19 protein-coding genes are annotated in these 22037 nt (G+C 62.3%); 14 read left to right on the top strand and 5 right to left on the bottom strand.

Translation table 11 applies throughout. From position 1 onward, the window contains the following. Window positions 1-55: 55 nt before the first annotated feature. The 9 genes from AC3WJW_RS20240 (at window position 56) to AC3WJW_RS20200 (ending at window position 9633) form a co-directional block, all read left to right on the top strand. Complete coding sequence (locus tag AC3WJW_RS20240; RefSeq protein ID WP_493727132.1) at window positions 56-1081, top strand: ABC transporter ATP-binding protein; 1026 nt, start codon at window positions 56-58, stop codon at window positions 1079-1081. Beyond that, complete coding sequence (locus tag AC3WJW_RS20235) at window positions 1078-1947, top strand: ABC transporter permease (protein ID WP_493727131.1); 870 nt, start codon at window positions 1078-1080, stop codon at window positions 1945-1947. The genes AC3WJW_RS20240 and AC3WJW_RS20235 overlap by 4 nt, the downstream gene beginning before the upstream one ends. 6 nt (window positions 1948-1953) lie before the next feature. After that, window positions 1954-2748: an ABC transporter permease gene (locus AC3WJW_RS20230; protein ID WP_095966537.1), complete on the top strand. Its 795-nt coding sequence runs from the start codon at window positions 1954-1956 to the stop codon at window positions 2746-2748. 7 nt (window positions 2749-2755) lie between these two features. Beyond that, the gene (locus AC3WJW_RS20225) at window positions 2756-3046 is read left to right on the top strand and encodes a (2Fe-2S)-binding protein (RefSeq protein WP_095966538.1); all 291 of its coding nucleotides are present in this window, start codon (window positions 2756-2758) and stop codon (window positions 3044-3046) included. A gap of 145 nt (window positions 3047-3191) precedes the next feature. Next, on the top strand, window positions 3192-4547 hold the full coding sequence (locus tag AC3WJW_RS20220) for an FAD/NAD(P)-dependent oxidoreductase (protein ID WP_493727130.1): 1356 nt from the start codon (window positions 3192-3194) through the stop codon (window positions 4545-4547). Beyond that, window positions 4544-5659 (top strand): NAD(P)/FAD-dependent oxidoreductase, encoded by a 1116-nt coding sequence (locus tag AC3WJW_RS20215; RefSeq protein WP_007999508.1) that lies wholly within the window; start codon window positions 4544-4546, stop codon window positions 5657-5659. The genes AC3WJW_RS20220 and AC3WJW_RS20215 overlap by 4 nt, the downstream gene beginning before the upstream one ends. Before the next feature lie 18 nt (window positions 5660-5677). After that, a complete protein-coding gene (locus tag AC3WJW_RS20210) occupies window positions 5678-6724 on the top strand; it encodes an ABC transporter substrate-binding protein (protein ID WP_493727129.1) in 1047 nt (348 codons plus the stop codon). A 267-nt stretch (window positions 6725-6991) separates the two neighbouring features. Next, window positions 6992-8116, top strand: a complete 1125-nt coding sequence (zapE, locus tag AC3WJW_RS20205; protein ID WP_493727128.1) for a cell division protein ZapE — start codon at window positions 6992-6994, stop codon at window positions 8114-8116. Window positions 8117-8319: 203 nt separating this feature from the next. Further along, complete coding sequence (locus AC3WJW_RS20200) at window positions 8320-9633, top strand: leucine-rich repeat-containing protein kinase family protein (RefSeq protein ID WP_493727127.1); 1314 nt, start codon at window positions 8320-8322, stop codon at window positions 9631-9633. 119 nt (window positions 9634-9752) lie between these two features. On the opposite strand, the gene AC3WJW_RS20195 is transcribed toward AC3WJW_RS20200, so the two are convergent. Further along, on the bottom strand, window positions 9753-10457 hold the full coding sequence (locus AC3WJW_RS20195) for a YebC/PmpR family DNA-binding transcriptional regulator (protein WP_007976978.1): 705 nt from the start codon (window positions 10455-10457) through the stop codon (window positions 9753-9755). 225 nt (window positions 10458-10682) lie between these two features. On the opposite strand from AC3WJW_RS20195, the gene AC3WJW_RS20190 reads away from it, so the two are divergent. Then, on the top strand, window positions 10683-12092 hold the full coding sequence (locus AC3WJW_RS20190) for a type VI secretion system Vgr family protein (RefSeq protein WP_493727126.1): 1410 nt from the start codon (window positions 10683-10685) through the stop codon (window positions 12090-12092). 67 nt (window positions 12093-12159) lie between these two features. Here the strand turns inward: AC3WJW_RS20190 and AC3WJW_RS20185 are convergent, their stop codons facing one another. Beyond that, window positions 12160-13485, bottom strand: a complete 1326-nt coding sequence (locus tag AC3WJW_RS20185) for an MFS transporter (RefSeq protein ID WP_493727125.1) — start codon at window positions 13483-13485, stop codon at window positions 12160-12162. A gap of 267 nt (window positions 13486-13752) precedes the next feature. Here AC3WJW_RS20185 and AC3WJW_RS20180 point away from each other — a divergent pair, with 267 nt between their 5' ends. After that, complete coding sequence (locus AC3WJW_RS20180; protein ID WP_493727124.1) at window positions 13753-14625, top strand: LysR family transcriptional regulator; 873 nt, start codon at window positions 13753-13755, stop codon at window positions 14623-14625. 104 nt (window positions 14626-14729) lie between these two features. On the opposite strand, the gene AC3WJW_RS20175 is transcribed toward AC3WJW_RS20180, so the two are convergent. After that, complete coding sequence (locus AC3WJW_RS20175; RefSeq protein WP_493727123.1) at window positions 14730-15596, bottom strand: LysR substrate-binding domain-containing protein; 867 nt, start codon at window positions 15594-15596, stop codon at window positions 14730-14732. Between the two features lie 109 nt (window positions 15597-15705). Between AC3WJW_RS20175 and AC3WJW_RS20170 the strand changes: the two genes are divergently transcribed. From AC3WJW_RS20170 to AC3WJW_RS20160, 3 genes are all read left to right on the top strand, one after another. After that, window positions 15706-16815: a 2-aminoethylphosphonate--pyruvate transaminase gene (locus AC3WJW_RS20170; RefSeq protein ID WP_493727122.1), complete on the top strand. Its 1110-nt coding sequence runs from the start codon at window positions 15706-15708 to the stop codon at window positions 16813-16815. A 152-nt stretch (window positions 16816-16967) separates the two neighbouring features. Beyond that, entirely contained in the window at window positions 16968-17795 is an 828-nt protein-coding gene (phnX, locus tag AC3WJW_RS20165; RefSeq protein WP_493727121.1) for a phosphonoacetaldehyde hydrolase, read from the top strand. A gap of 254 nt (window positions 17796-18049) precedes the next feature. After that, window positions 18050-18610: a cytochrome b gene (locus tag AC3WJW_RS20160; protein WP_493727120.1), complete on the top strand. Its 561-nt coding sequence runs from the start codon at window positions 18050-18052 to the stop codon at window positions 18608-18610. A gap of 126 nt (window positions 18611-18736) precedes the next feature. On the opposite strand, the gene AC3WJW_RS20155 is transcribed toward AC3WJW_RS20160, so the two are convergent. Further along, window positions 18737-19663 carry a 1-aminocyclopropane-1-carboxylate deaminase/D-cysteine desulfhydrase gene (locus tag AC3WJW_RS20155; RefSeq protein WP_493727119.1) on the bottom strand — a complete coding sequence of 309 codons (927 nt, stop codon included), beginning with the start codon at window positions 19661-19663 and terminating at the stop codon, window positions 18737-18739. 204 nt (window positions 19664-19867) lie between these two features. Continuing rightward, window positions 19868-21907 carry an oxidoreductase gene (locus tag AC3WJW_RS20150; protein WP_493727118.1) on the bottom strand — a complete coding sequence of 680 codons (2040 nt, stop codon included), beginning with the start codon at window positions 21905-21907 and terminating at the stop codon, window positions 19868-19870. Window positions 21908-22037 lie beyond the last annotated feature (130 nt).

The following is a 22037-nucleotide window of genomic DNA, read 5'->3' as shown; positions in this document are numbered from 1 at the left end:
TACAAAAGAGCGCACCTTCGGGCGACGCATAACAATCTCAGGTGGAGGCGCAGTCATGGCTTTTTTGCAACTTGAAAAACTCGGCAAACGCTACGGTGAAATCGACGCCGTGGTCGCCACCGACCTCTCGGTGGAGAAAGGCGAATTCGTTTCCCTGCTCGGCCCTTCCGGATGCGGTAAAACCACCACCCTGCAAATGATCGCCGGGTTCGTTGAAGTCACCAGCGGGCGTATCGTCCTGGACGGTCGTGACATCACCCATGCCAAACCCGCCAGCCGTGGCCTGGGTGTGGTGTTCCAGAGTTACGCGCTGTTCCCGCACATGACCGTCAAGGACAACGTCGCCTTCGGCCTGCGCATGCGCAAGGTGCCGAATGCCGAGATCCTGCAGCGGGTTGAGCGGGTACTGAAACTGGTACGCCTGCACCAGCACGCAGAGCGCTACCCACGGGAGCTGTCCGGCGGCCAGCGTCAGCGTGTCGCTCTGGCTCGGGCTTTGGTGATCCAGCCACCGGTGCTGCTGCTCGATGAACCGCTGTCCAACCTCGACGCCAATCTGCGCGAAGAGATGCAGTTCGAGATCCGCCGCATCCAGCGTGAGGTCGGCATCACCACGCTGATGGTCACTCACGACCAGTCCGAAGCCCTGTCGATCAGCGACCGCGTGGTGGTGATGCAGGCCGGACGCATCACCCAGATCGACGCGCCCTACACCCTCTACGAACACCCGCGTACCGAGTTCATTTCCGGGTTCGTCGGCAAGGCCAACCTGCTGCCCGGTGAACGCGATACGGCCGGTGTGGTTCAGGTGTGCGGACGTGGCGATGGCGACCTGACCCTGAGTCTGCGTCCGGAGAAAATCGATCTGCGCGAGGCTGGCGTTGGTCGCCTGCAAGGCAAGGTCAGCAGCCGTTTCTTCCTCGGCAGCCAATGGCTTTACGGTGTGTCGACGCCCCTGGGCGAACTCTGCGTGGTACGCCGCAACGACGGCTCGGCACCATTGAGCGAAGGCACGGCGGTCGGCCTTGACTGGGACGCGGCGCTGTTGCGGGTGCTGAGTGTCGACGAGGTGACGGCATGAGTGCACTCGCCGCCATTCGCCTGGGGCGTCAGGGTTACCTGCTATCGGCACCTGCCCTGGCGTTGTATGTCAGCCTGCTGGTGATCCCGTTGATGCTGACGCTGCTGCTGTCGTTCAACGTCTTCGACTACGGCTCGGGGATCAAGGGCAACGCCTACACCGTCGAACACTACGGCAGCCTGCTGGGCGATCCGTATTTCTACGAGATCTTTCTGCGCACCCTGTGGATCAGCGCCCTCACCACATTGCTCTGCGTGCTGATCGGGGTTCCCGAGGCGTACATCCTCAGCCGCATGGGTGCGCCGTGGCGTTCGATTTTTTTGATCCTGATCCTCACGCCGCTGCTGATCTCGGTCGTAGTACGCGCCTTCGGCTGGAGCCTGCTGCTCGGCGCCGACGGCCTGGTCAACCAGACCCTGCAAGCCTTCGGCGGCTCGCCGATGAAGCTGCTCTACACGCCGTTCGCGGTGGTGATTGCGTTGGTTCACGTGATGCTGCCGTTCATGATCATTCCGGTGTGGACCTCGCTGCAGAAACTCGACCCGGCCGCCGAACAAGCCGCGCTGTCGCTGGGCGCCGGTCACTTCACGGTGATTCGCCAGGTGATATTGCCGCAGATCATGCCCGGCATCCTGTCCGGCACCCTGATCGTGTTCGGCCTCGCCGCCAGCTCCTTCGCCATTCCCGGCCTGCTCGGCGGACGTCGCCTGAAGATGGTCGCCACGCTGATCTACGACCAATACCTGTCGGAACTCAACTGGCCCATGGGCGCGGCCATCGCCGTGGCTCTGCTGCTCATCAACCTGCTGATCATGCTGTCGTGGAACCGCATGATCGAAGGCCGCTACAAGAAGTCATTGGGATAATTCGTCATGTCCAGGAACGGTTCTTTCGCCCTGCTGTTTCACACCCTGGTGGTGCTGTTCATGCTCGCACCGCTGGTGGTGGTGTGCCTGGTGGCCTTCACTCCGGAGAACACCCTGAGCCTGCCGACCACCGAATTTTCCCTGCGCTGGTTCCGGGCCGTGTTCGAGCGCGCCGACTTTGTCGATGCCTTCTATAACAGCCTGATTCTGGCGTTCAGCGCGGCCAGTCTGGCGACACTGATTGCCGTGCCGGCGGCGCTGGCGATCACCCGCTTCGAATTCCCTGGCCGGGACTTTTTCAATGGGCTGTTTCTGTCGCCAATCATCATTCCGCACCTGGTACTGGGTGTGGCGCTGCTGCGTTTGTTTGCGCTGATAGGGGTCAACGGCAGCTTCGCCTGGCTGATATTCGCTCACGTGCTGGTGATCACGCCGTATGTGCTGCGCCTGGTGCTGGCCTCGGCCATCGGCCTGGATCGCAGCGCCGAACACGCCGCGCAATCCTTGGGTGCCGGGCGTTTCACGCTGTTCCGGCAGATCACTTTGCCGATGATCCTGCCGGGGGTCGCCGGTGGCTGGCTGCTGGCATTCATCAACAGTTTCGACGAAGTCACCCTGTCGATCTTCGTCACCTCGCCGGCCACGCAAACCCTGCCGGTACGCATGTACGTCTACGCCACCGAATCCATCGATCCGATGATGGCGGCGGTGTCGGCACTGGTCATCGCGCTGACCGCGCTGACCATGATTCTGCTCGACCGCGTCTATGGCCTGGATCGGGTTCTGGTGGGCAAACAATGAGGACGCCATGGCGCTGCTGAAACGACTGGCCGAAGGCGACCGCCCGGTCCTGGACTTTACTCTCGACGGCCAACCGGCCAGCGGCTTGCTCGGCGACACCGTGCTGACTGCGGTGCTGACCTGCAGCGATCACCTGCGCGGCAGCGACTTCAGCGCCGAACCCCGCGCCGGCTTCTGCCTGATGGGCGCCTGCCAGGACTGCTGGGTGCGCCTGGGCGATGGCCGCCGGGTACGTGCGTGCTCGACGTTGCTAGAAGCCGGGCAACACATCAACCGCGAACCGGGGCGATCGATATGAACACCCATTCCAACTACAGAAACCGAATCCCCTGTGGGAGCGCGCTGGCTCGCGAAAGCGGCCTGCCAGCCAACATCTCAGCTGCATGTGTCGCCGTCTTCGCGAGCAAGCCCGCTTCCACAAAAGCACAGCAGCCGAGGTGCGCATGAAATCCGTCGTCATCATCGGCGCCGGACCTGCCGGAATTCGCGCGGCGCAGGCCCTGGTCGCCCACGGCGTTCGCCCGGTGCTGCTGGACGAAGCTGCACGCGGTGGCGGACAGATTTATCGGCGTCAGCCGGTCAACTTCAAGCGTTCGCCAGTCAAGCTGTATGGCTTCGAAGCGCCCAAGGCCAGTGCGTTGCACCAGACCATCGACGAGTTGCGCGAACAGCTCGATTATCGCCCTGAAACCCTGGTGTGGAATGCCGAGGACGGCGCCCTCGACACTTTGCAGGACGGACGTGCCGCACGACTGGAATTTTCCCGGGTGATCGTCGCCACTGGCGCCACCGACCGGATTTTGCCGGTGCCGGGCTGGACGCTACCCGGGGTCTACAGTCTCGGCGCGGCGCAGATCGCCTTGAAGTTTCAGGGTTGCGCCATCGGCGAGCGCGTGGTGTTCGCCGGCAGTGGCCCGCTGCTGTACCTGGTCGCGTATCAATACGCCAAGGCTGGCGCCAAGGTGGTCGCGGTACTCGACAGCTCACCCTTCAGCGCCCAGGCTCGTGCCCTGCCCGACCTGCTGTCGCAACCGGCCACACTGGTCAAAGGCATCTATTACCGTGGCTGGCTGACCGCCCACGGCATCCCGGTGCATCAGGGTGCAACCTTGAAACACGTCGAAGGCGAACAACGGGTGCAGGCGCTGATCTGGTCCGACGCAAAAGGCGAACATCGACTGAACTGCGATGCCGTCGCCTTCGCCCACGGCCTGCGCAGCGAAACCCAGCTCGCCGACCTGCTCGGCTGCGAATTTGCCTGGAACCCGCTCAATCGCGCCTGGCTCCCACAACGCGATCGCGCCGGGCGCAGCAGCGTCGCCGAAGTGTACCTGGCCGGTGACGGCGCCGGGATAATGGGCGCCGACGCCGCGGAAATGGCCGGCGAACGCGCCGCATTGGCGTTGCTCGAAGACATCGGCTACCTGATCCCGACGCAACGCACCACACAGCTTGAACAGGTGCTGGAACGCATCGGCGATTTTCGTCAGGGCCTGGAGCGCGCCTTCGCCTTTCCCGAGAACTGGGCCGCCGGCATCGCCGATGACGTGATGGTCTGCCGCTGCGAAGAAGTCCGTGCCGGCGATATTCGTGAAGTGGTGCGCGAGGGTCACTGGGAAATAAATCGGGTCAAGGCCCATTGCCGGGTCGCCATGGGCCGCTGTCAGGGTCGGATGTGCGGCGCGGCGGCAGCGGAGATCATCGCCTGCGAAAGCCAGCGCGCGGTGTCCGACATCGGCCGGCTGCGCGCCCAGGCCCCCATCAAGCCGCTGCCCTTTGGCCTGGAGATCGACGCATGATCGAAGTCGACGCAGTGATCATCGGCGGTGGCATTGTCGGTGCTTCGGCGGCGCTGTTTCTCGGCAAGGCCGGGCGTCGCGTGGTGCTGCTGGAGCGGGACTTCTGCGGTTCGCATTCCAGCGGCGTCAACTACGGTGGCGTCCGCCGCCAGGGCCGACCGTTGTCGCAATTGCCTCTGTCGCAACGTGCCCACGCCATCTGGGCGCAGCTGCCGCAATTGATCGGCATCGACGGCGAATATCAACGCAGCGGCCACCTGAAACTCGCCCGCAGTACAGACGATTTGCGTGCCCTGCAAGACTACGCTGCCAGCAGCCAGGGCTTCGGCCTCGACTTGCAGGTGCTGGACCGCACCGAGCTGCGCAGCCGTTTTCCATGGGTGGGAGACGTCGCGGTGGGCGCCTCGTATTGCCCGGATGACGGTCACGCCAATCCGCGTCTGGTGTCCCCTGCGTTCGCCCGGGCGGCGCGGCGCCACGGTGTGCAGGTACATGAGCAATGCACGGTCACCGCCGTGGAACACGACGGCCAGCGCTTTTGCGTACGCACGCAAAACGGCCTGCAGTTGCACGCACCCTGGCTGCTGAACTGCGCCGGGGCTTGGGCGGGCAGCATCGCCGCGCAATTCGGCGAACCGGTGCCGATGCATTCCGGGCACCCGGCAATGCTGGTCACCGAACCCCTGCCGTTGGTGATGGATGCCAGCACCGGCGTCGAGGGTGGCGGCATCTACGCGCGACAGGTCGCCCGCGGCAATTGCGTGTTGGGTGGCGGCCAGGGTTTTGCCCTGGACGACGCCCGCGCCCGCCCTGGTCAAGGCGCCGTGCTGGAAATCCTGCGCCAGGCCGTTGAGCTCTATCCGTTTCTTGAAGGTGCCCAGGCGATTCGTACCTGGAGCGGCACTGAGGGTTACCTGCCTGATCGCCAACCGGTGATCGGCCACAGCCGTACCCAGCCCGGTCTGTTGCATGCGTTCGGCTTTGCCGGCGCCGGTTTCCAGATCGGCCCGGCGGTGGGCCAGGCGCTCACCGAGATCATCTGTAGCGGCGCGTCAAAGACGTCGCTGGATGCGTTTTCCATCACCCGGTTTCACTCCATCTCCGTAGCTTGATAGAGGAAGGTCGCGCCAATGAAAAACCTCAAACGCAACGCACTGCTCGGTTTGTCCTGCATGAGCGCCCTGCTCACCATCACCCAGGCCCACGCCGAACCGACGCTTTACCTGGGCATGAACGGCGGGACCATGGAGCGGCTTTACGCCGACAAGGTACTGCCGGCCTTCGAGAAGGCGAACAACGTCAAAGTGGTGATCGTGCCCGGGACCTCCGCCGATATCCTGGCCAAGGTCCAGGCCAGCAAGGACAACCCGCAGATGCATGTGATGTTCCTCGACGACGGCATCATGTACCGCGCCATCGCCATGGGCCTGTGCGACAAACTCGAAAACAACCCGACCCTGGCGCAGATTCCCGACAAGGGGCGGATCAAGGATCAGGCGGTAGCCGTCAGTCTCGGCGTCACCGGGCTGGCCTACAACACACGCTTGTTCAAGGAGAAAGGCTGGAGCGCGCCGACCTCGTGGATGGACATGGCTGACCCGCGCTTCAAGGACAAACTGGTGTTCCAGTCGATGGCCTCCTCCACCTTCGGCCTGCACGGCTTCCTGATGTTCAACCGGATTCAGGGCGGCAGCGAAACCAACGTCGATCCGGGGTTCAAGGCTTGGCCGAACACGGTTGGGCGCAACGTACTGGAATACATCCCGAGTTCGGCGAAGATTTCCGAAATGCTCCAGACCGACGAGGCGGCGCTGTTTCCGCTGACACCGACCCAGGTCACCGCCCTGAAGCTCAAGGGCATGCCAGTGGAATACGCACAACCGAAGGAAGGCGCCGTGGTGCTCAACGTCGCTGAATGCGCCATCGCCAACAACACGCAACCGCAACTGGCGCAAAAACTCGCCGCGTTCCTGCTCACCCCCGAAGCCCAGGCCGCCGCGCTTGAGGACGGCGACCAGATTCCTTCAAACCCCAATACCCCGACCTCCGAGCGAACCCGTGGGCAGGTCGAAGCGATGAAACAATACCTGGAGACCGCAATCGCGGTGGATTGGGATCAGGTCAACGAACAGCGTCCGGCGTGGAATGCACGGTGGAATCGGAGCATCGAGCGATAGGCGACTGACACCACTGCGCTTCACAAACGACGCCCCCTTGTAGGAGCGAGCTTGCTCGCGATGGACGTCAACGATAACGCGTGCTGCCTGAGTGCCCGCGCTATCCAGAGTTTTTCGCGAGCAAGCTCGCTCCTACAGGCCCTTCCAAGTGACCGGTCGGAGCCGCTCCGACGCGCACTGACACAACTGGAAGCAAACTCCCTGCTCTGGTTACACTATGCCGCCGCAGCTCGGGGAGCCTGCCCGCACACCAGAGGTGACATCTCAGTGGCCGTTCGACCACCCAATCGTTCGCGAATCAAATCGCGCTGGCAATCGTTGCGTCGCCTTCTCGGCAAGGCACCGACCGCCGGCAGCACCGAGGCAGGCGAGGCTATCCGCGACTACTTTCGTCACCAGGCCCATTCCCGGGGCTACACCCTCAGTCACAGCCAGCAACGCGTGATCGACTGCATGGCCCGACATGCTTGTCTGTTGATGGGCACTTCGACGCAAACCCTTCCCGGTCTTTACCTGCATGGTGCCGTGGGGCGCGGCAAGAGCTGGCTGCTCGACGGTTTTTTCCGCGCCGTTCCCCTTGCGCAAAAACAACGCCTGCACTTCCATCAGTTTTTCGCCCAACTGCACCAGGGCATGTTCGAGCATCGCGAACAGCCCGACGCCCTGGCGATCACCCTGGATGCCTTGCTCAGCGATTGCAGGGTGCTGTGTTTCGATGAGTTCCATGTGCACGACATCGGCGATGCGATGCTCATCACCCGGTTGTTCAAGGCACTGTTTCAGCGCGGCATCCTCTTGCTGGTCACCTCCAACTACCCGCCCGCCGGCCTGTTGCCCAATCCGCTGTACCACGCCCGCTTCAAACCGGTGATCGACTTGATCAATGCGCGCATGCAGGTGATGGAAGTCGGCGGGCCGCACGATTATCGCAGCCAGGTCCGCAGCCACGCGCAACAGCTGTTCACCCAAGGCCGTTATGTGTGGCCGGCCAGCGCGGTGCAGCGGCGCTCATTGAATCTGCCGGATCGCGGTGCCCCGCCCCTGTCGCTCCCCGTGGGCACCCGACACTTCCAGGCGCGTTTGTGCGATGAGCGCCGCATCGGTTTTACTTTCGCCGACCTGTGCGACCAGCCTGTGGCCGTGATGGACTACCTGGAGCTGTGCCGCCGCTTCGATCGCTGGATCATCGATGACCTGCCGCGGCTCGGTGAATGCTCGATTGCCGCCCAGCAGCGTTTCATCAACCTGATCGACGTACTGTACGACCAGGACAAGCACCTGACACTGCTCGGACAACACGCCCTGCGCGAAAGCCTGGAGGGCGATGCCATTGATCTGGCCCGCACCCGCAGTCGACTGGGGCAACTGGTTGAAGTCAGCGAGCCAGTTTGATCGATATCTTTTTGTTGCATTGACTGGCCCCTTCGCGAGCAGGCTCGCTCCCACAGTTGACCGAATTGCCCCGACGGGAGTGATCCAATGTGGGAGCGAGCCTGCTCGCGAAGGCGGCCTGACAGGCGCCACATCTTTCCCGCTATCATGTCGCCCATTTCCAGGGCCACGCGTCCTCCCCTTGGCTAATGGCGAATCTGTTCATGCATACCCTTGCTCAATTGCGTGCCGGCGAGTTGTCAGGTATCACGCGGCTGGATCTGGTCGACGGCCTCAGCGAATTCCCTCGGGAAATTTTCGATCTGGCGGACTCGCTGGAAGTACTCAACCTCAGCGGCAATGCCTTGAGCGCCCTGCCGGACGACTTGCATCGCCTGACCCGTCTGCGCGTGCTGTTCTGTTCCGATAACCGTTTCACCGAGTTGCCGGCCTGCCTGGGCCAATGCGCCGCACTGACGATGATCGGCTTCAAGGCCAACCGCATCGCCCACGTGCCCGCTGCGGCACTGCCACCGCTGCTGCGCTGGCTGATCCTGACCGACAACTGCATCGAGACGCTGCCGAGCGAGTTGGGAGAGCGGCCATTCCTGCAAAAGCTCATGCTCGCCGGCAACCGTTTGCACGCGCTGCCGGAGTCGTTGCGTCAGTGCCTTCGGCTGGAGCTGATCCGCATTGCCGCCAACCAGTTGACCGAGCTGCCGCAATGGCTGTTGGAGTTGCCGAGCCTGACCTGGCTGGCGTACGCCGGTAACCCGCTGGAAACCGAAGCCGACGCCGCGGCTCTCGACGCGACACCGCGCATTGACTGGTCGACATTGCGCCTGGAGAAAAAACTCGGCGAAGGTGCGTCCGGGGTGATTCATCAGGCCGTCTGGCAACCGGCTGAGCAGCCGCCCATGGCCGTTGCGGTGAAGCTCTACAAGGGCGAAATGACCAGCGATGGTTCACCGCTGCACGAGATGAACGCCTGCATCACCGCCGGCCTGCACCCGAACCTGATCCGCGTCGAGGGGCGGATTGTCGATCACCCGCAGCAAACCGCCGGGCTGGTGATGCAACTGATCGCACCGAGTTACCGTAACCTCGCCGCACTGCCGAGCCTGGCGTCGTGCAGCCGCGACATCTACCCCGACGACTTGCGCTTCAGTGCGGCCGTGGCGCTGCGCATTGCCTCGGGCATTGCCTCGGTGGCCGAACACCTGTACAGCCATGGCATCACCCACGGCGACCTCTACGGGCACAATATCCTGTGGAATGAGCAGGGAGATTGCTTGCTGGGGGACTTTGGTGCGGCGTCGTTCCATGCGACTTCCGACACCTTGGAAAGCCGTGCCTTGCAGCGGATCGAGGTGCGGGCATTCGGGGTGTTGCTGGGGGAGTTGCTGGCGCGGATCGACTCGGGGTTGAGCGATGAACGGCGTGGGGTGCTGGAAGATCTGCAGCGGCGTTGCTGTCAGCCGCAGGTGCTGGAGCGGCCGGGGTTTAGCGAAGTCGTGGAGCAACTGAAAAATCTGTGACCGCTGCGCGGTCATTCGCGAGCAAGCTCGCTCCCACAGGGACAGCGCTAAACCTGTGGGAGCGAGCTTGCTCGCGATGACGGTCTGACAGACAACAGAACCGTCATTGACACAAAGACTTAACCCGCCAAGCCGACAAACATATCCTGCACGTCGTCATGGTTATCGAGGCCTTCGAGGAACGCTTCGACTTCCGCCATCTGCTCGTCGCTCAGGCCGCTGACCGGGTTTTTCGGCTGGTAGCCCAGTTTGGCCGACAGCACGGTGAAGCCTTGTTCCGGCAGGGCTTTCTGTACCGCGTCGAGGTCGGTCGGTTCGGTCAGGAACAGGGTTGCACCCTCTTCACCCGGTTCGAAATCCTGCGCACCGGCTTCGATGGCGGCCATTTCCGGGTCGGCGTCCGGGGTGTCCGGCGACGCTTCGATCATGCCGACATGGTTGAAGTCCCAGGCTACCGAACCGGAAGCGCCCAGTTGGCCCTTGCGGAACGCCACGCGGATCTCGGCAACGGTGCGGTTGATGTTGTCGGTCACGCACTCGACGATCAACGGCACCTGGTGCGGAGCAAACCCTTCATAGGTCACGCGATGGTACTGCACGGTCTCGCCCAACAGGCCCGCGCCCTTCTTGATGGCGCGATCCAGTGTTTCCTTGGGCATCGAAGCTTTCTTGGCCTGCTCAACGACCAGACGCAAGTGCGCGTTGGTCGCAACATCAGCGCCGTTGCGCGCAGCAATGGTGATTTCCTTCACCAGTTTGCCGAAGATCTTGCCCTTGGCATTGGCTGCCGCTTCTTTGTGTTTAACCTTCCACTGTGCGCCCATTTCTCACTCTCTTATCTGTGACATCTGTGGCGTCGAGACAACCATTGGCCGACGCTTTGCGCAAGTTTATACGGCCTAAAGTTGGCAATCGACCAAAAAATCCCGACTGACATCGACATCTTCACCAGCGGTTGTAGGGGGATTCTGAAATGCCGCTTTAGCCTGCCCGCAATGCGCCGGGGTTTCGTACGCTTTGCACCCTATTCAACGGCGGCAGCGTGTTCGATGCACAACGACAAGGAAAGTCCCACCACCCTGACGCTCCTCGATGACGACCTGAGTTTCCAGGTGGTCCGTTTCAGCGGTCATGAAGCACTCAACCAGCCTTATCGATTCGACATCGAGGTCATCGGCCTGGCACCGGCCCTGAACCTTGAACGATTGCTGCACCAGCCGGCGTTCCTCGAGTTCGGCCACGACCAAGGCATACATGGCGTGCTGCACAGCGCCGGTAGTGAGCACCGAAGCGCACACCGGGTCGCTTACAAACTGGTGCTGGTGTCCCGTCTCCAGGCGCTGGAGCAGCAACGCCGCCGACGGGTTTTCCAGCGCGCCAGCGTGCCCATGATCCTGCGCCAGTTACTCGAGGAACATGGGTTGCCTGCCAGCAGTTATCGCTTTGAACTGGCAACCGGGCACTATCCCCTGCGCCCTTTTTGCATTCAGTACGAAGAAACCGACCTGGCGTTGTTGCAACGACTGTGCGAGGAAGAAGGCATCCACTACCACTTCGAGCATCAACGCGATGGCCATGTGCTGGTATTGGCCGATGACAGCCTGAGTTTCCCCCAGGAGCCGCTGCTCATGCCGCTGCGCAGCGACGCAGTCGACGATCACGAACCCGTGATCAGCGAACTGTTCCAGCGCCATGATGCTTCGCTCCCCCCTGTACGCCCGGGTGCGAGCAATCCTGGTGCAGCGGACATCAGCGACGGCGCAGCCAATCACTCGTTCACCACGGCCAGACCGGTTCTCGCGCGCGAACAGCAGCATCGCGACCAACTCAGCCGGCGACAACTGGAACGCCTGCGGTGCCGGCACCTGCAAATACACGGTCAAAGCAACCTGGGCGCATTACGCAGCGGCCGGATCGTGCAGGTGGCCGGGCATCCGCTGGCGAGTTTCAATGATCAATGGCTGGTGACCGAAACAAGCCATCAGGGGAGCCAGCCATCGATTCTGCTCGACGACTCAGCGGGCATGGCCCCGGGTTATCGCAATCAATTCAGCGCCATCCCCTGGTCGACGGTGTTCAGGCCCGCGCTTAAACAACCCCGGCCGAGCATCCCCGGGTATCAGCCCGGCCAGGTGTGCGGCCCGGTCGGACAACCGCCGACGGTGAACGAGGATGGCCGGATTCGGGTGAACCTCTGGCCCACCACACACTCAGCCACAGAGTCGTTGTCCAGCGGCCTGTGGCTGCCCTTGGCGCTGACCACCGCCGAGGACTGGATCGATCCGTCCCGCTTGCCCGTGGCCGGCAGTGAAGTACAGGTGATTTTCCTCGACAGTGACCCGGATCGCCCGGTGCTCTGTACGGCGCTGGGCCCTCGGCCACAACCTCTGAGCCCACCGCCCCGTGAACCCCGGGGCGATACCCGCCTGCTGTTCGACTGGCTGCTCCACCGTCCTTGAGCATGATCGCGGTCCACGGCCCGGTGTAACCGCCGCCGATGTACACATCGGCGACGAGGAACAGGACTCAGGTACGCAGGGGTTTGATGTTCATCGCCCGGTTGGGCACGGAGGGATGGTTGGTTTTCAGGCCGCCGGGGCGACTGTTCCAGTGCGGGATCAGCACCAGCGCCGAGAACATCGCGCAGCCGGCGAAGACAATGAACACGGTGACCGAGTCGAAGTAACCCGGCAGCAATCCGCCGAGCACCGCCCCGACGGAACCGCAACCGTTGACGAACCCGGCCGCCGTCGCACCGGCCTTGGCCGTGCCGAAATCGATCGCCGCCGCGCCGCTGATCATCGAGTCCGGCCCGTAGAGGGTCAGGCCCATGACGAACAAGAGCGCCACCACCAGGACCACACTGCCGGTATGCAGGGCGCCCATGAACAGTGCCAGGGTCACGGTGAGTGCCAACAGACTGAGTACGCAAGCCGGCATGCGCCGGGCGCCGAACAGTTTGTCCGAGGCCAGGCCGATCATGATCGGCCCGAGCAATCCGGCCAGTTCGAAGGAGGTTGGAATGATCGCCGCACCGACCTTGCCCACCGAAGGCATCTGTTCGAAGACGATCACCGGTCCCCACAGCAGGATCGCGTAGCGCGCCGGTTTCAGCATGAAGTACGCCAGCCCCAGCACCAGTACCGTGCGATTGCGCAGGATTTCCTTGAGTGGCACCCAGATACTGATTTTGCTTTGGGCAAGGGTTTCTTCAGCGGTCAGTTCGGGCTCCGGCTCCACAGCCGGCAAGCCCACGTCCTCCGGTTTGTTGCGCTGGAAAATAAAAAACAGCACGGCGACCAGCCCAACCACCGCCGCACTGGAAATGAACGCCGCATGCCAGGTGCCGATGAGCGTATACGCCCACCAGCCGGCAAACGGCGAGGCCACGAGCCCGCCAAAGGCGTAGCAGGAGCTCCACAGGCCCAATACCCGACCGCGCTGTTCGGAGGGAAAGAAACTGCCCAGGTTCTTGCACAATCCCGACCAGCCGGTGGACTGCGCCAAGCCTTGTATCAGCATGCAGGTAGCAAAAATCGGTAACGTCGCAAAGTTGCCCATCACCAGCGCCGCGCCAGCGGAAATCAGCAACCCGCCCAGCACCACCACCCGCGGACCGAAGCGGTCGGCCAGGATGCCCCAGGTGAACTGCCCCACGGCGTAGGCCGTCAGGTAGATGGCATCGAGGTTGGCCATGGCCATTTTGTCGAGCATGAAGGTCGGGTCTTCGGCGATGCCGAGTTTGGCCACCGAGAAGGCTTTGCGGGTGAAGTAGAAAGCGGCGTAGGCGAGCCAGGTGATCGCGAAGATCTGCACGCGCCAACGCTTGATGGTGCCGATGTGCTTGTTCATTGTGGTTCTGACCTCAGGGTGTGAGTGTGCCGGCAGAATTGGAAGCAAACGCCTGTTTTTTTATTGTTGAGCACTGCGATATCGCCCTGTCCCTACGGCGGATACCGGTCAGATGAGTCCTGTTTTGCACGCCCAGGCTCATGGCACCCGCTGCGGTTCGACTGACCGGTCAGCGGGGCTGAGAGTGATAAAAACAATTACTGTTTAATAAGTGAAATCGATTTATCGTATTTCCAAAATAAGCTTTGCTTGTTACCGGAGATATCGATGTCGGTTTCCCACGCCCAACTCAAAGCGTTCCATGCCGTTGCGGTACATGGAAGCTTTACCAAAGCCGCCGAGCGGCTATTTCTGACGCAACCGGCGATTTCCGACCAAGTGCGCAAACTTGAAGAGCGCTACGGTGTTTTGCTGTTTCACCGCAACAAGCGTTCGGTGCGCCTGACCGATCTGGGCGAACGCCTGCTGAGCGTTACCCAGCGGCTTTTTGTGATTGAGGCCGAAGCCCAGGAACTGCTGCAGGAGTCCCAGGCCCTGCAGACCGGCAGCCTGATTCTGGCGGTGGATGCGCCGGTGCACGTGCTGCCGCAGATTGCCCGATTCTGCGAACGCTACCCCGGGATCAGCGTGAAGATCGAAACCGGCAACACCGATGAGTCGCTGTTTCGACTGTTCAACTATCAGGCCGACCTGGCGTTGCTGGGCCGTGAGGTCAGTGACGAACGCCTGATCTCCCTGCCCCTGCGCAATGACCCGATGGTGGCTTTCGTGTCGCGCAATCATCCGTGGGCCGACCGTGAATCCATCACCCTCGCCGACCTCGATGACACACCGCTGGTGCTGCGGGAAATCGGCTCGGTGACGCGCCAGACCCTGGAGGAGGAAATGGCCGGCGCCGGGTTCCGCATTCGTCCGGCGATCCAGGTTGAAGGCCGCGAAGCTGCTCGTGAAGCGGTGGTGGTCGGGATTGGCATCGGCGTGGTGTCGGCGGCCGAGTTCGGCGCCGACTCACGGGTTTGCTCGTTGCCGATTACCGATTGCAAACGGCGGCTGACTGAAACGCTGGTGTGCTTGCGCGAGCAGAGTTCGCGGCGAATCGTGGCGACGTTTCTTGAGATGGTGCGAGAAAGCCTCGACTAACTCTCTGTAGGAGCTGTCGAGTGAAACGAGGCTGCGATCTTTTGACTTTCAAGATCAAAAGATCGCAGCCTCGTTTCACTCGACAGCTCCTACAGGGGAATGGGTCAATTCAGATTCGGCGCCAACCCGAAGAATGCCTGAATCAATCGCAAATCCCGCCGCCGCTCCATGCACCCGATCATGTGCCGGTTCACCAATCCCTCGCCAATGATCGGCACCGCCGCCACTCGCGGGTCGTGGCTGACTTCCACCGACGACACCACCCCTACCCCCAGCTCGGCGGCCACCGCCTCGGTCACCGCTTCACGGCTGTCCAGTTCCAGCAGCACCCGCGGATTGACCCTGGCCTGGGCGCAAGCCTCATCGAAGGTGCGCCGGGTAATCGAACTCGGTTCGCGCAGCACCATGATCACCTGATCCAGCTCCCTGAGCTGCACGCCTTGGGTCTTCTGCGCCCATGGGTGCCCGTCGGGCACCAGCGCACAAATCCGTGACTCGTTCAGTGCCTGCAGATGCAAGCCCTTGCGCGGCTCGACTTCGGTCAGCACCGCCACGTCGGCATGTTCGGACAGCAGCGCCGCCAGGGTTTCCTGGGCGTTGCCCAGGCGCAGGTTCACCGTGATCCCCGGATAGCGCGCGCGCAGGCTGGCAAGCATCGGCATGACCATGTGCGGGCCGTCCGCCGCCACCTCCAGGCGCCCGGTCAGCAATTGCCGGTTGGCTTCGAGCATCACCTGCGCCTCTTCGGCCAGGCCGAACATCGCCCGGGTGATCGCCGCCAGCTTGGTGCCCTCCTCCGTCAGTTCCACGCGTCGGGCGGTGCGGCGCAGCAGGGTGATCTGGTAGTGCTCTTCCAGCGCCTTGATGTGCCCGGTGACCGCCGGCTGGCTGATGAACAGCCGCGCCGCCGCCCGGGTAAAGCTGCCTTCCCGGGCCACGGCATCGAAGGCGCGGAGCTGAAACAGGTTCATGAATAAACCTCACTGATGGCTGGCATAACAATAAACAATTTGATTGATAACACGGCAAATTGCAATTTAAGCCCCGTAGCTTCACCCCATCGATTGCGAGGACACGAAAATGAGTGCTGCCGAACCCATCCTGCTCACCCCCGGCCCGTTGACCACTTCGGCCCGCACCCGTCAGGCGATGATGATCGACTGGGGCTCATGGGATGACCGCTTCAATCAACTGACCGCCAGCCTCTGCGAGCAATTGCTGGCGATCGTCAACGGCGCCGCCACCCACCACTGCGTGCCCTTGCAAGGCAGTGGCACCTTCGCCGTCGAGGCAGCGATCGGCACCCTGGTGCCTCGCGATGGCAAGGTTCTGGTACTGATCAACGGCGCCTACGGCAAACGCCTGGCGAAAATCTGCGAAGTGCTGGGCCGTTCCTTCAGCACCTTCGAAACCGCCGAAGACGAACCGACCACCGCCGCCGACGTCGACCGCCTGCTGCGTGCCGACAACGGCATCACCCACGTCGCCCTGATTCACTGCGAAACCAGCACCGGCATCCTCAATCCGCTGCCGGAGATCGCCCAGGTCGTCGCACAACACGGCAAGCGCCTGATCATCGACGCCATGAGCTCCTTCGGTGCCTTGCCGGTGGACGCGCAACAAGTGCCGTTCGACGCCCTGATCGCCGCCTCGGGCAAATGCCTGGAAGGCGTGCCTGGCATGGGCTTCGTTTTCGCTCGCAAAGAATCCCTGGCCAGCGCCGCCGGCAACTCGCATTCGCTGGCGATGGACCTGCAGGACCAGCACGCCTACATGGCCAAGACCGGCCAGTGGCGCTTCACCCCGCCGACCCACGTGGTCGCGGCGCTGCACGAAGCCCTGCTGCAATACAACGAAGAAGGCGGCTTGCCGGCCCGGCACGAACGCTACGCCGCCAACTGCCAGGCACTCATGGAAGAGATGGGCAACCTGGGGTTGCGCAGCTTCCTGCCAGCGGCCATTCAGGCGCCCATCATCGCCACCTTCCACGCCCCGAAAGATCCTCGCTACCAGTTCAAGGAATTCTACGAGCGGGTCAAGGCCAAGGGTTACATCCTCTACCCCGGCAAACTGACCCAGGTCGAAACCTTCCGCGTCGGCTGCATCGGACATGTGCAACCGGCCGAGATGCGCGAAGCCGTGGCCGCGATTGGCGAGGTGTTGCGCGAGATGGAAGTGCTGGAGATCTGATTCACCCCGATCCCCTGTGGGAGCGAGCCTGCTCGCGAATGCAGTCTGACATTCAATATAAATGTCGGCAGATATACCGCCTTCGCGAGCAGGCTCGCTCCCACAAAGAACAGTTTTCCTAAATAGCCAGTTATTACAGGATTCAGATCACCATGAACTACGCCAACCCAAGCAAACTCCAGGCCGCCATCCTCGACTGGGCCGGCACCGTGGTCGATTTCGGCTCCTTCGCCCCTACGCAGATTTTCGTCGAGGCGTTCGCCGAGTTCGACGTCCAGGTGTCCATCGAAGAAGCCCGCGGTCCGATGGGCATGGGCAAGTGGGACCACATCCGCACCCTGTGCAATCTGCCGGAAGTTGCCGAGCGTTATCGCAAAGTCTTCGGCCGCACGCCGACCGACGACGACGTCACTGCGATTTACCAGCGTTTCATGCCGCTGCAGATCGAAAAAATCGCCGAACACTCGGCGCTGATTCCGGGCGCTCTGGAGACCATCGCCAACCTGCGCGAGCAAGGGATCAAGATCGGCTCCTGCTCCGGTTATCCGAAACAGGTCATGGACAAGGTGGTCGAACTGGCTGCTACCAACGGCTATGTGGCCGATCACGTGGTTGCCACCGATGAAGTCCCGAATGGCCGTCCATGGCCGGCCCAGGCGCTGGCCAACGTCATCGCCCTGGGCATCGACGATGTCGCCGCGTGCGTGAAGATCGATGACACCGTGCCGGGCATTCTCGAAGGTCGCCGCGCCGGCATGTGGACCGTGGCGCTGATCTGTTCGGGCAACGCCCTGGGCCTGGATTACGAAGGTTATCGCGCGCTGGACAGCGACCGACTGGACAGTGAGCGCAAGCGCATCCATGGGATGTTCGCAGATTCGCGCCCGCACTACATGATCGACACCATCACCGATCTGCCGCAGGTGATCGCCGACATCAACAAGCGCTTGGCCAACGGCGAAATGCCGCAATCAAGCTAAAAACCGCACAGCCCTTGTAGGAGCTGCCGCAGGCTGCGATCTTTTGATCTTCGGCGTCATTGGCGACCGGAAAATCAAAAGATCGCAGCCTGCGGCAGCTCCTACAGGGGCCGATGCGTTTTTGCCGTCAATTACCTGATCCAGAGCAACGAGCAATCGATCCCCTCAGGCAAACCCGGTGAAACAGGATTACAGTTAAGGCACACCGTCGGACAAGAGCGGTGGCTTTAAACCGGACCTCTGAGGAACACCGTATGCCGTGGAAAAACTCCGAGTCGCGCTACAGCACCGTATCGATCACGCTGCATTGGTTGATGCTGGTCCTGCTGGCATTGGTTTACGCCTGTATCGAGTTTCGCGGGCTCTTTCCCAAGGGCAGTGGCGGGCGCACGCTGATCGTCGAATCACACTTCATGCTCGGCCTGACCGTATTCGTCCTGGTCTGGCTGCGATTGTTCGCACGCAGTCTCGGCCCGGCGCCGCAGGTCTTCCCCGCCTCGCCACCGTGGCAAACGACGCTGGCCCGGCTAATGCACTGGGCGCTGTACATTTTCATGATCGTCACGCCGATTCTCGGCTGGCTGGTCACCAGCGCCAAAGGCAACCAGGTGATGTTCTACGGTTTCGACCTGCCGATGCCAATAGCCGAAAACAAGGAGCTGGGCAAACAACTCCAGGACTGGCACGAGCTCGGCGGCACGATCGGCTATTGGTTGATCGGCCTGCATGCCGTGGCCGCGCTGTATCACCACTATGTGGTGGGCGATAACACCTTGCTGCGGATGACGCCCAAAGGCGGAACCCGCGATACCTGAACTTGACGGCAACCCAAAATGTGGGAGCGAGCTTGCTCGCGATGGCGGTGTGTCAGTCGACAAATGTGCTGAATGCAATGCCCTCATCGCGAGCAAGCTCGCTCCCACATTGATTTGCGGTGCGTTTCAGGCTTGTGAATCAAACCCTCGCCGCCCCTGCAAGCCGCCGGTGTGGATGAAGATCAGTCGTGTACCTTGGGCGAATCGGCCCGCTTCGACTTGCTGCTTGAGTGCCAGCAGCGCTTTTCCGGTATACAGCGGTTCCAGGGGAATGCCGCTGGCCTGCCCAGTCTTTTCAATGAACTCAAGCAGCAGCGGATCGACCTTCGCGAAGCCGCCGCGACTGGCCTCAAACAGCTCATACGCCGCATCGACCACTCCGGCCTCCTGCACGATCCGCTCGACCTGCTGCGCCACCCCATGATCGTCAGGTACCGCCAACGCCCCGTAAACCGGATGATCACCGGCTTCGGCCAGCACCAGCCCCGCGAGGGTCGTGCCGGTTCCGCAGGCCAGCCACCAGCCGTCGTAATCACTCCAGCCTGATCCAGCCAGTTGCGCACAAACCTGCGCCCGCAACTGCATGCACCCTCGTGCGCCGGGTAATCCGCCCCCACCTTCAGGCACCGGATGCAATGTCGGATACTGCGTTTGCCATGGCTGCCAAAAACCGGCCTCGTGTCGCGCCCGATAGCCGCCGTAACCCAGCCAGTGCAACTGCATGCCAAATGCCTGCAAGTCCCTCACGGTCGGCGTTTCCTGAGGGTGGCCGCGCAACAGGCCGACAGTGGCAAAGCCGAAACGCTGGCCCGCCGCCGCCAACGCATGGAGGTGATTGGAATGCGCGCCACCGAGACTGATGATGCCTTCGGCCCCCGCGCGGTCGGCGGTCTTCAGGTGTTCGATGAGCTTGAACCATTTGTTGCCGCTGATCAGCGGATCGATCTGATCCAGACGCAGGATGGCCACTTCGATGCCGGCGTGGGTGAGCCAGTCGAGTTGAAGGGGTTCGAGGGGAGCCTGGGGTAGCCAGGTGTCGGGAGGGAGAAGCATCAATGCCGGCTCTGGGTGAAGAGCCGGCATGTTATCACCCGGTTTGTGGCGAGGGAGCTTGCTCCCGCTCGCCTGCGCAGCAGGCGCAAACCCGGAACACTCGATACTTCTGATGTGCCGGACCTACCGATTTGGGGCCGCTTCGCGGCCCAGCGGGAGCAAGCTCCCTCGCCACAGGTTGTGTGTGCCCCCAAACGATGCGTATTACAACTCAGCCGCCAACCGCGAACCCTGGTTGATCGCCCGCTTGGCATCCAGCTCTGCCGCGACGTCCGCGCCACCGATCAGGTGCACGCTCTGCCCCGCCGCCACCAGGCTTTCATGCAACTCGCGCAGCGGGTCCTGCCCGGCGCAAATCACGATGTTGTCCACTGGCAGCACCTGCGGCTCGCCGGTTTCGCCGATGCGGATGTGCAGGCCTTCGTCGTCGATCTTCAGGTATTCAACGCTATTGAGCATCTGCACCTGCTTGTTCTTCAGACCCGTGCGATGGATCCAGCCGGTGGTCTTGCCCAGGCCGTCGCCGACCTTGGACTTCTTGCGTTGCAGCAGGAACACCTCGCGGGCCGGCGCATGAGGTGCGGCCTTGATACCGGCAACACCACCGCGTGCCTCAAGGTGCGTATCGATGCCCCATTCCTTCCAGAACGCGGCGCGGTCCTGACTGGTAGCGACACCTTCATGAACGAGGAACTCGGAGACGTCGAAGCCAATACCGCCAGCACCAATCACCGCGACACGCTTGCCGACCGGTTTGCGCTCCAGGATCACATCCAGGTAGCTCAGCACCTTGGCGTTTTCCACGCCAGGAATCGCCGGCACGCGCGGCGCAATGCCGGTGGCCAGGATGATCTCGTCGTAGCCGCCCTCGACCAGCTGTGCCACGTCGACGCGGGTGTTCAGGCACACCTCGACGTTGGTGGTCTGCAGCTTGCGATTGAAATAGCGAATGGTCTCAAAGAACTCTTCCTTGCCCGGAACGCGCTTGGCGATGTTGAACTGACCGCCGATTTCGCTGGCCGAATCGAACAGCGTCACCTGATGGCCACGCTCGGCCGCCACGGTCGCGGCGGACAAACCGGCAGGGCCGGCACCGACCACGGCGATTTTCTTCAGTTGCTGCACGGGCAGGTAATTGAGTTCGGTTTCGTGGCAGGCACGCGGGTTCACAAGGCAACTGGTCAGCTTGCCGCCGAAGGTGTGATCGAGGCAGGCCTGGTTGCAGCCGATGCAGGTGTTGATCTCATCAGCGCGACCCTCAGCGGCCTTGTTGACGAAATCCGGGTCGGCGAGGAATGGCCGCGCCATGGACACCATGTCGGCATCGCCCTCGGCCAGGATCTGCTCGGCGACTTCCGGCGTGTTGATGCGATTGGTGGTGATCAGCGGAATATTCACCGAACCCCGCAGCTTGGCCGTGACCTTGCTGAACGCCGCACGCGGCACTTTGGTGGCGATGGTCGGAATCCGCGCTTCGTGCCAGCCGATACCGGTGTTGATGATGGTCGCGCCGGCCTGCTCGATGGCCTTGGCCAGTTGAACGATCTCTTCCCAGGTGCTGCCGCCTTCGACCAGGTCGAGCATCGACAGACGGAAAATGATGATGAAGTTCGGGCCGACCGCTTCACGCACGCGGCGAACGATTTCCACCGGCAGGCGCATGCGGTTTTCATAGCTGCCGCCCCAACGGTCGGTACGGTGGTTGGTGTGGGCGGCGAGGAACTGGTTAATGAAATAACCTTCGGAACCCATGATTTCCACACCGTCGTACTCGGCGGTTTGCGCCAGTACCGAGCAGGTAACGAAATCGCTGATCTGCTTCTCGATACCCTCTTCGTCCAGCTCCTTGGGCTTGAATGGGTTGATCGGCGCTTGAATGGCGCTGGGTGCAACCTGTTTCGGGCTGTAGGCATAACGGCCGGCGTGGAGGATCTGCATGCAGATCTTGCCGCCCGCGTCATGAACGGCACGGGTGACGATACGGTGCTTGAGCGCCTCTTCTTCGGTCGTCAGCTTGGCCGCACCGGAATACACGCCACCTTCGTCGTTCGGGCCGATACCGCCGGTGACCATCAGGCCGACACCGCCACGGGCACGTTCGGCAAAGTACGCCGCCATGCGTTCGAAACCACCCGGTTTCTCCTCAAGGCCCGTGTGCATCGAACCCATCAGGGTGCGATTGCGCAGCGTGGTGAAACCCAGGTCCAGCGGAGCCAACAGGTGCGGGTATTGAGCGGCGGTCATCGGTAACTCCACATCGATCGATCACGGAAAGTGCAGGAGCTCTACGGCCCCCGTCAGTCATGTTCGACAGACTAAGAGTCGCGACGCCGTCGCTCAATGACCGTAACTGACAACTTAATGATCAAAATGT

Source organism: Pseudomonas sp. GW821-FHT07G06 (genome assembly GCF_058986625.1).
This window is presented reverse-complemented; position numbering and strand designations above follow the sequence as displayed.

Excerpts from the sequence above, each read along its gene's own strand:
- AC3WJW_RS20155 (WP_493727119.1), bottom strand. The coding sequence starts at position 19,663 with ATGCTTCTCCCTCCCGACACCTGGCTACCCCAGGCTCCCCTCGAACCC.
- AC3WJW_RS20150 (WP_493727118.1), bottom strand. The coding sequence starts at position 21,907 with ATGACCGCCGCTCAATACCCGCACCTGTTGGCTCCGCTGGACCTGGGT.
- AC3WJW_RS20200 (WP_493727127.1), top strand. The coding sequence starts at position 8,320 with ATGCATACCCTTGCTCAATTGCGTGCCGGCGAGTTGTCAGGTATCACG.
- AC3WJW_RS20160 (WP_493727120.1), top strand. The coding sequence starts at position 18,050 with ATGCCGTGGAAAAACTCCGAGTCGCGCTACAGCACCGTATCGATCACG.
- AC3WJW_RS20190 (WP_493727126.1), top strand. The coding sequence starts at position 10,683 with ATGCACAACGACAAGGAAAGTCCCACCACCCTGACGCTCCTCGATGAC.
- AC3WJW_RS20195 (WP_007976978.1), bottom strand. The coding sequence starts at position 10,457 with ATGGGCGCACAGTGGAAGGTTAAACACAAAGAAGCGGCAGCCAATGCC.
- AC3WJW_RS20230 (WP_095966537.1), top strand. The coding sequence starts at position 1,954 with ATGTCCAGGAACGGTTCTTTCGCCCTGCTGTTTCACACCCTGGTGGTG.
- AC3WJW_RS20210 (WP_493727129.1), top strand. The coding sequence starts at position 5,678 with ATGAAAAACCTCAAACGCAACGCACTGCTCGGTTTGTCCTGCATGAGC.
- phnX (WP_493727121.1), top strand. The coding sequence starts at position 16,968 with ATGAACTACGCCAACCCAAGCAAACTCCAGGCCGCCATCCTCGACTGG.
- AC3WJW_RS20215 (WP_007999508.1), top strand. The coding sequence starts at position 4,544 with ATGATCGAAGTCGACGCAGTGATCATCGGCGGTGGCATTGTCGGTGCT.
- AC3WJW_RS20175 (WP_493727123.1), bottom strand. The coding sequence starts at position 15,596 with ATGAACCTGTTTCAGCTCCGCGCCTTCGATGCCGTGGCCCGGGAAGGC.
- AC3WJW_RS20170 (WP_493727122.1), top strand. The coding sequence starts at position 15,706 with ATGAGTGCTGCCGAACCCATCCTGCTCACCCCCGGCCCGTTGACCACT.
- AC3WJW_RS20235 (WP_493727131.1), top strand. The coding sequence starts at position 1,078 with ATGAGTGCACTCGCCGCCATTCGCCTGGGGCGTCAGGGTTACCTGCTA.
- AC3WJW_RS20220 (WP_493727130.1), top strand. The coding sequence starts at position 3,192 with ATGAAATCCGTCGTCATCATCGGCGCCGGACCTGCCGGAATTCGCGCG.
- AC3WJW_RS20185 (WP_493727125.1), bottom strand. The coding sequence starts at position 13,485 with ATGAACAAGCACATCGGCACCATCAAGCGTTGGCGCGTGCAGATCTTC.
- AC3WJW_RS20240 (WP_493727132.1), top strand. The coding sequence starts at position 56 with ATGGCTTTTTTGCAACTTGAAAAACTCGGCAAACGCTACGGTGAAATC.
- AC3WJW_RS20225 (WP_095966538.1), top strand. The coding sequence starts at position 2,756 with ATGGCGCTGCTGAAACGACTGGCCGAAGGCGACCGCCCGGTCCTGGAC.
- AC3WJW_RS20180 (WP_493727124.1), top strand. The coding sequence starts at position 13,753 with ATGTCGGTTTCCCACGCCCAACTCAAAGCGTTCCATGCCGTTGCGGTA.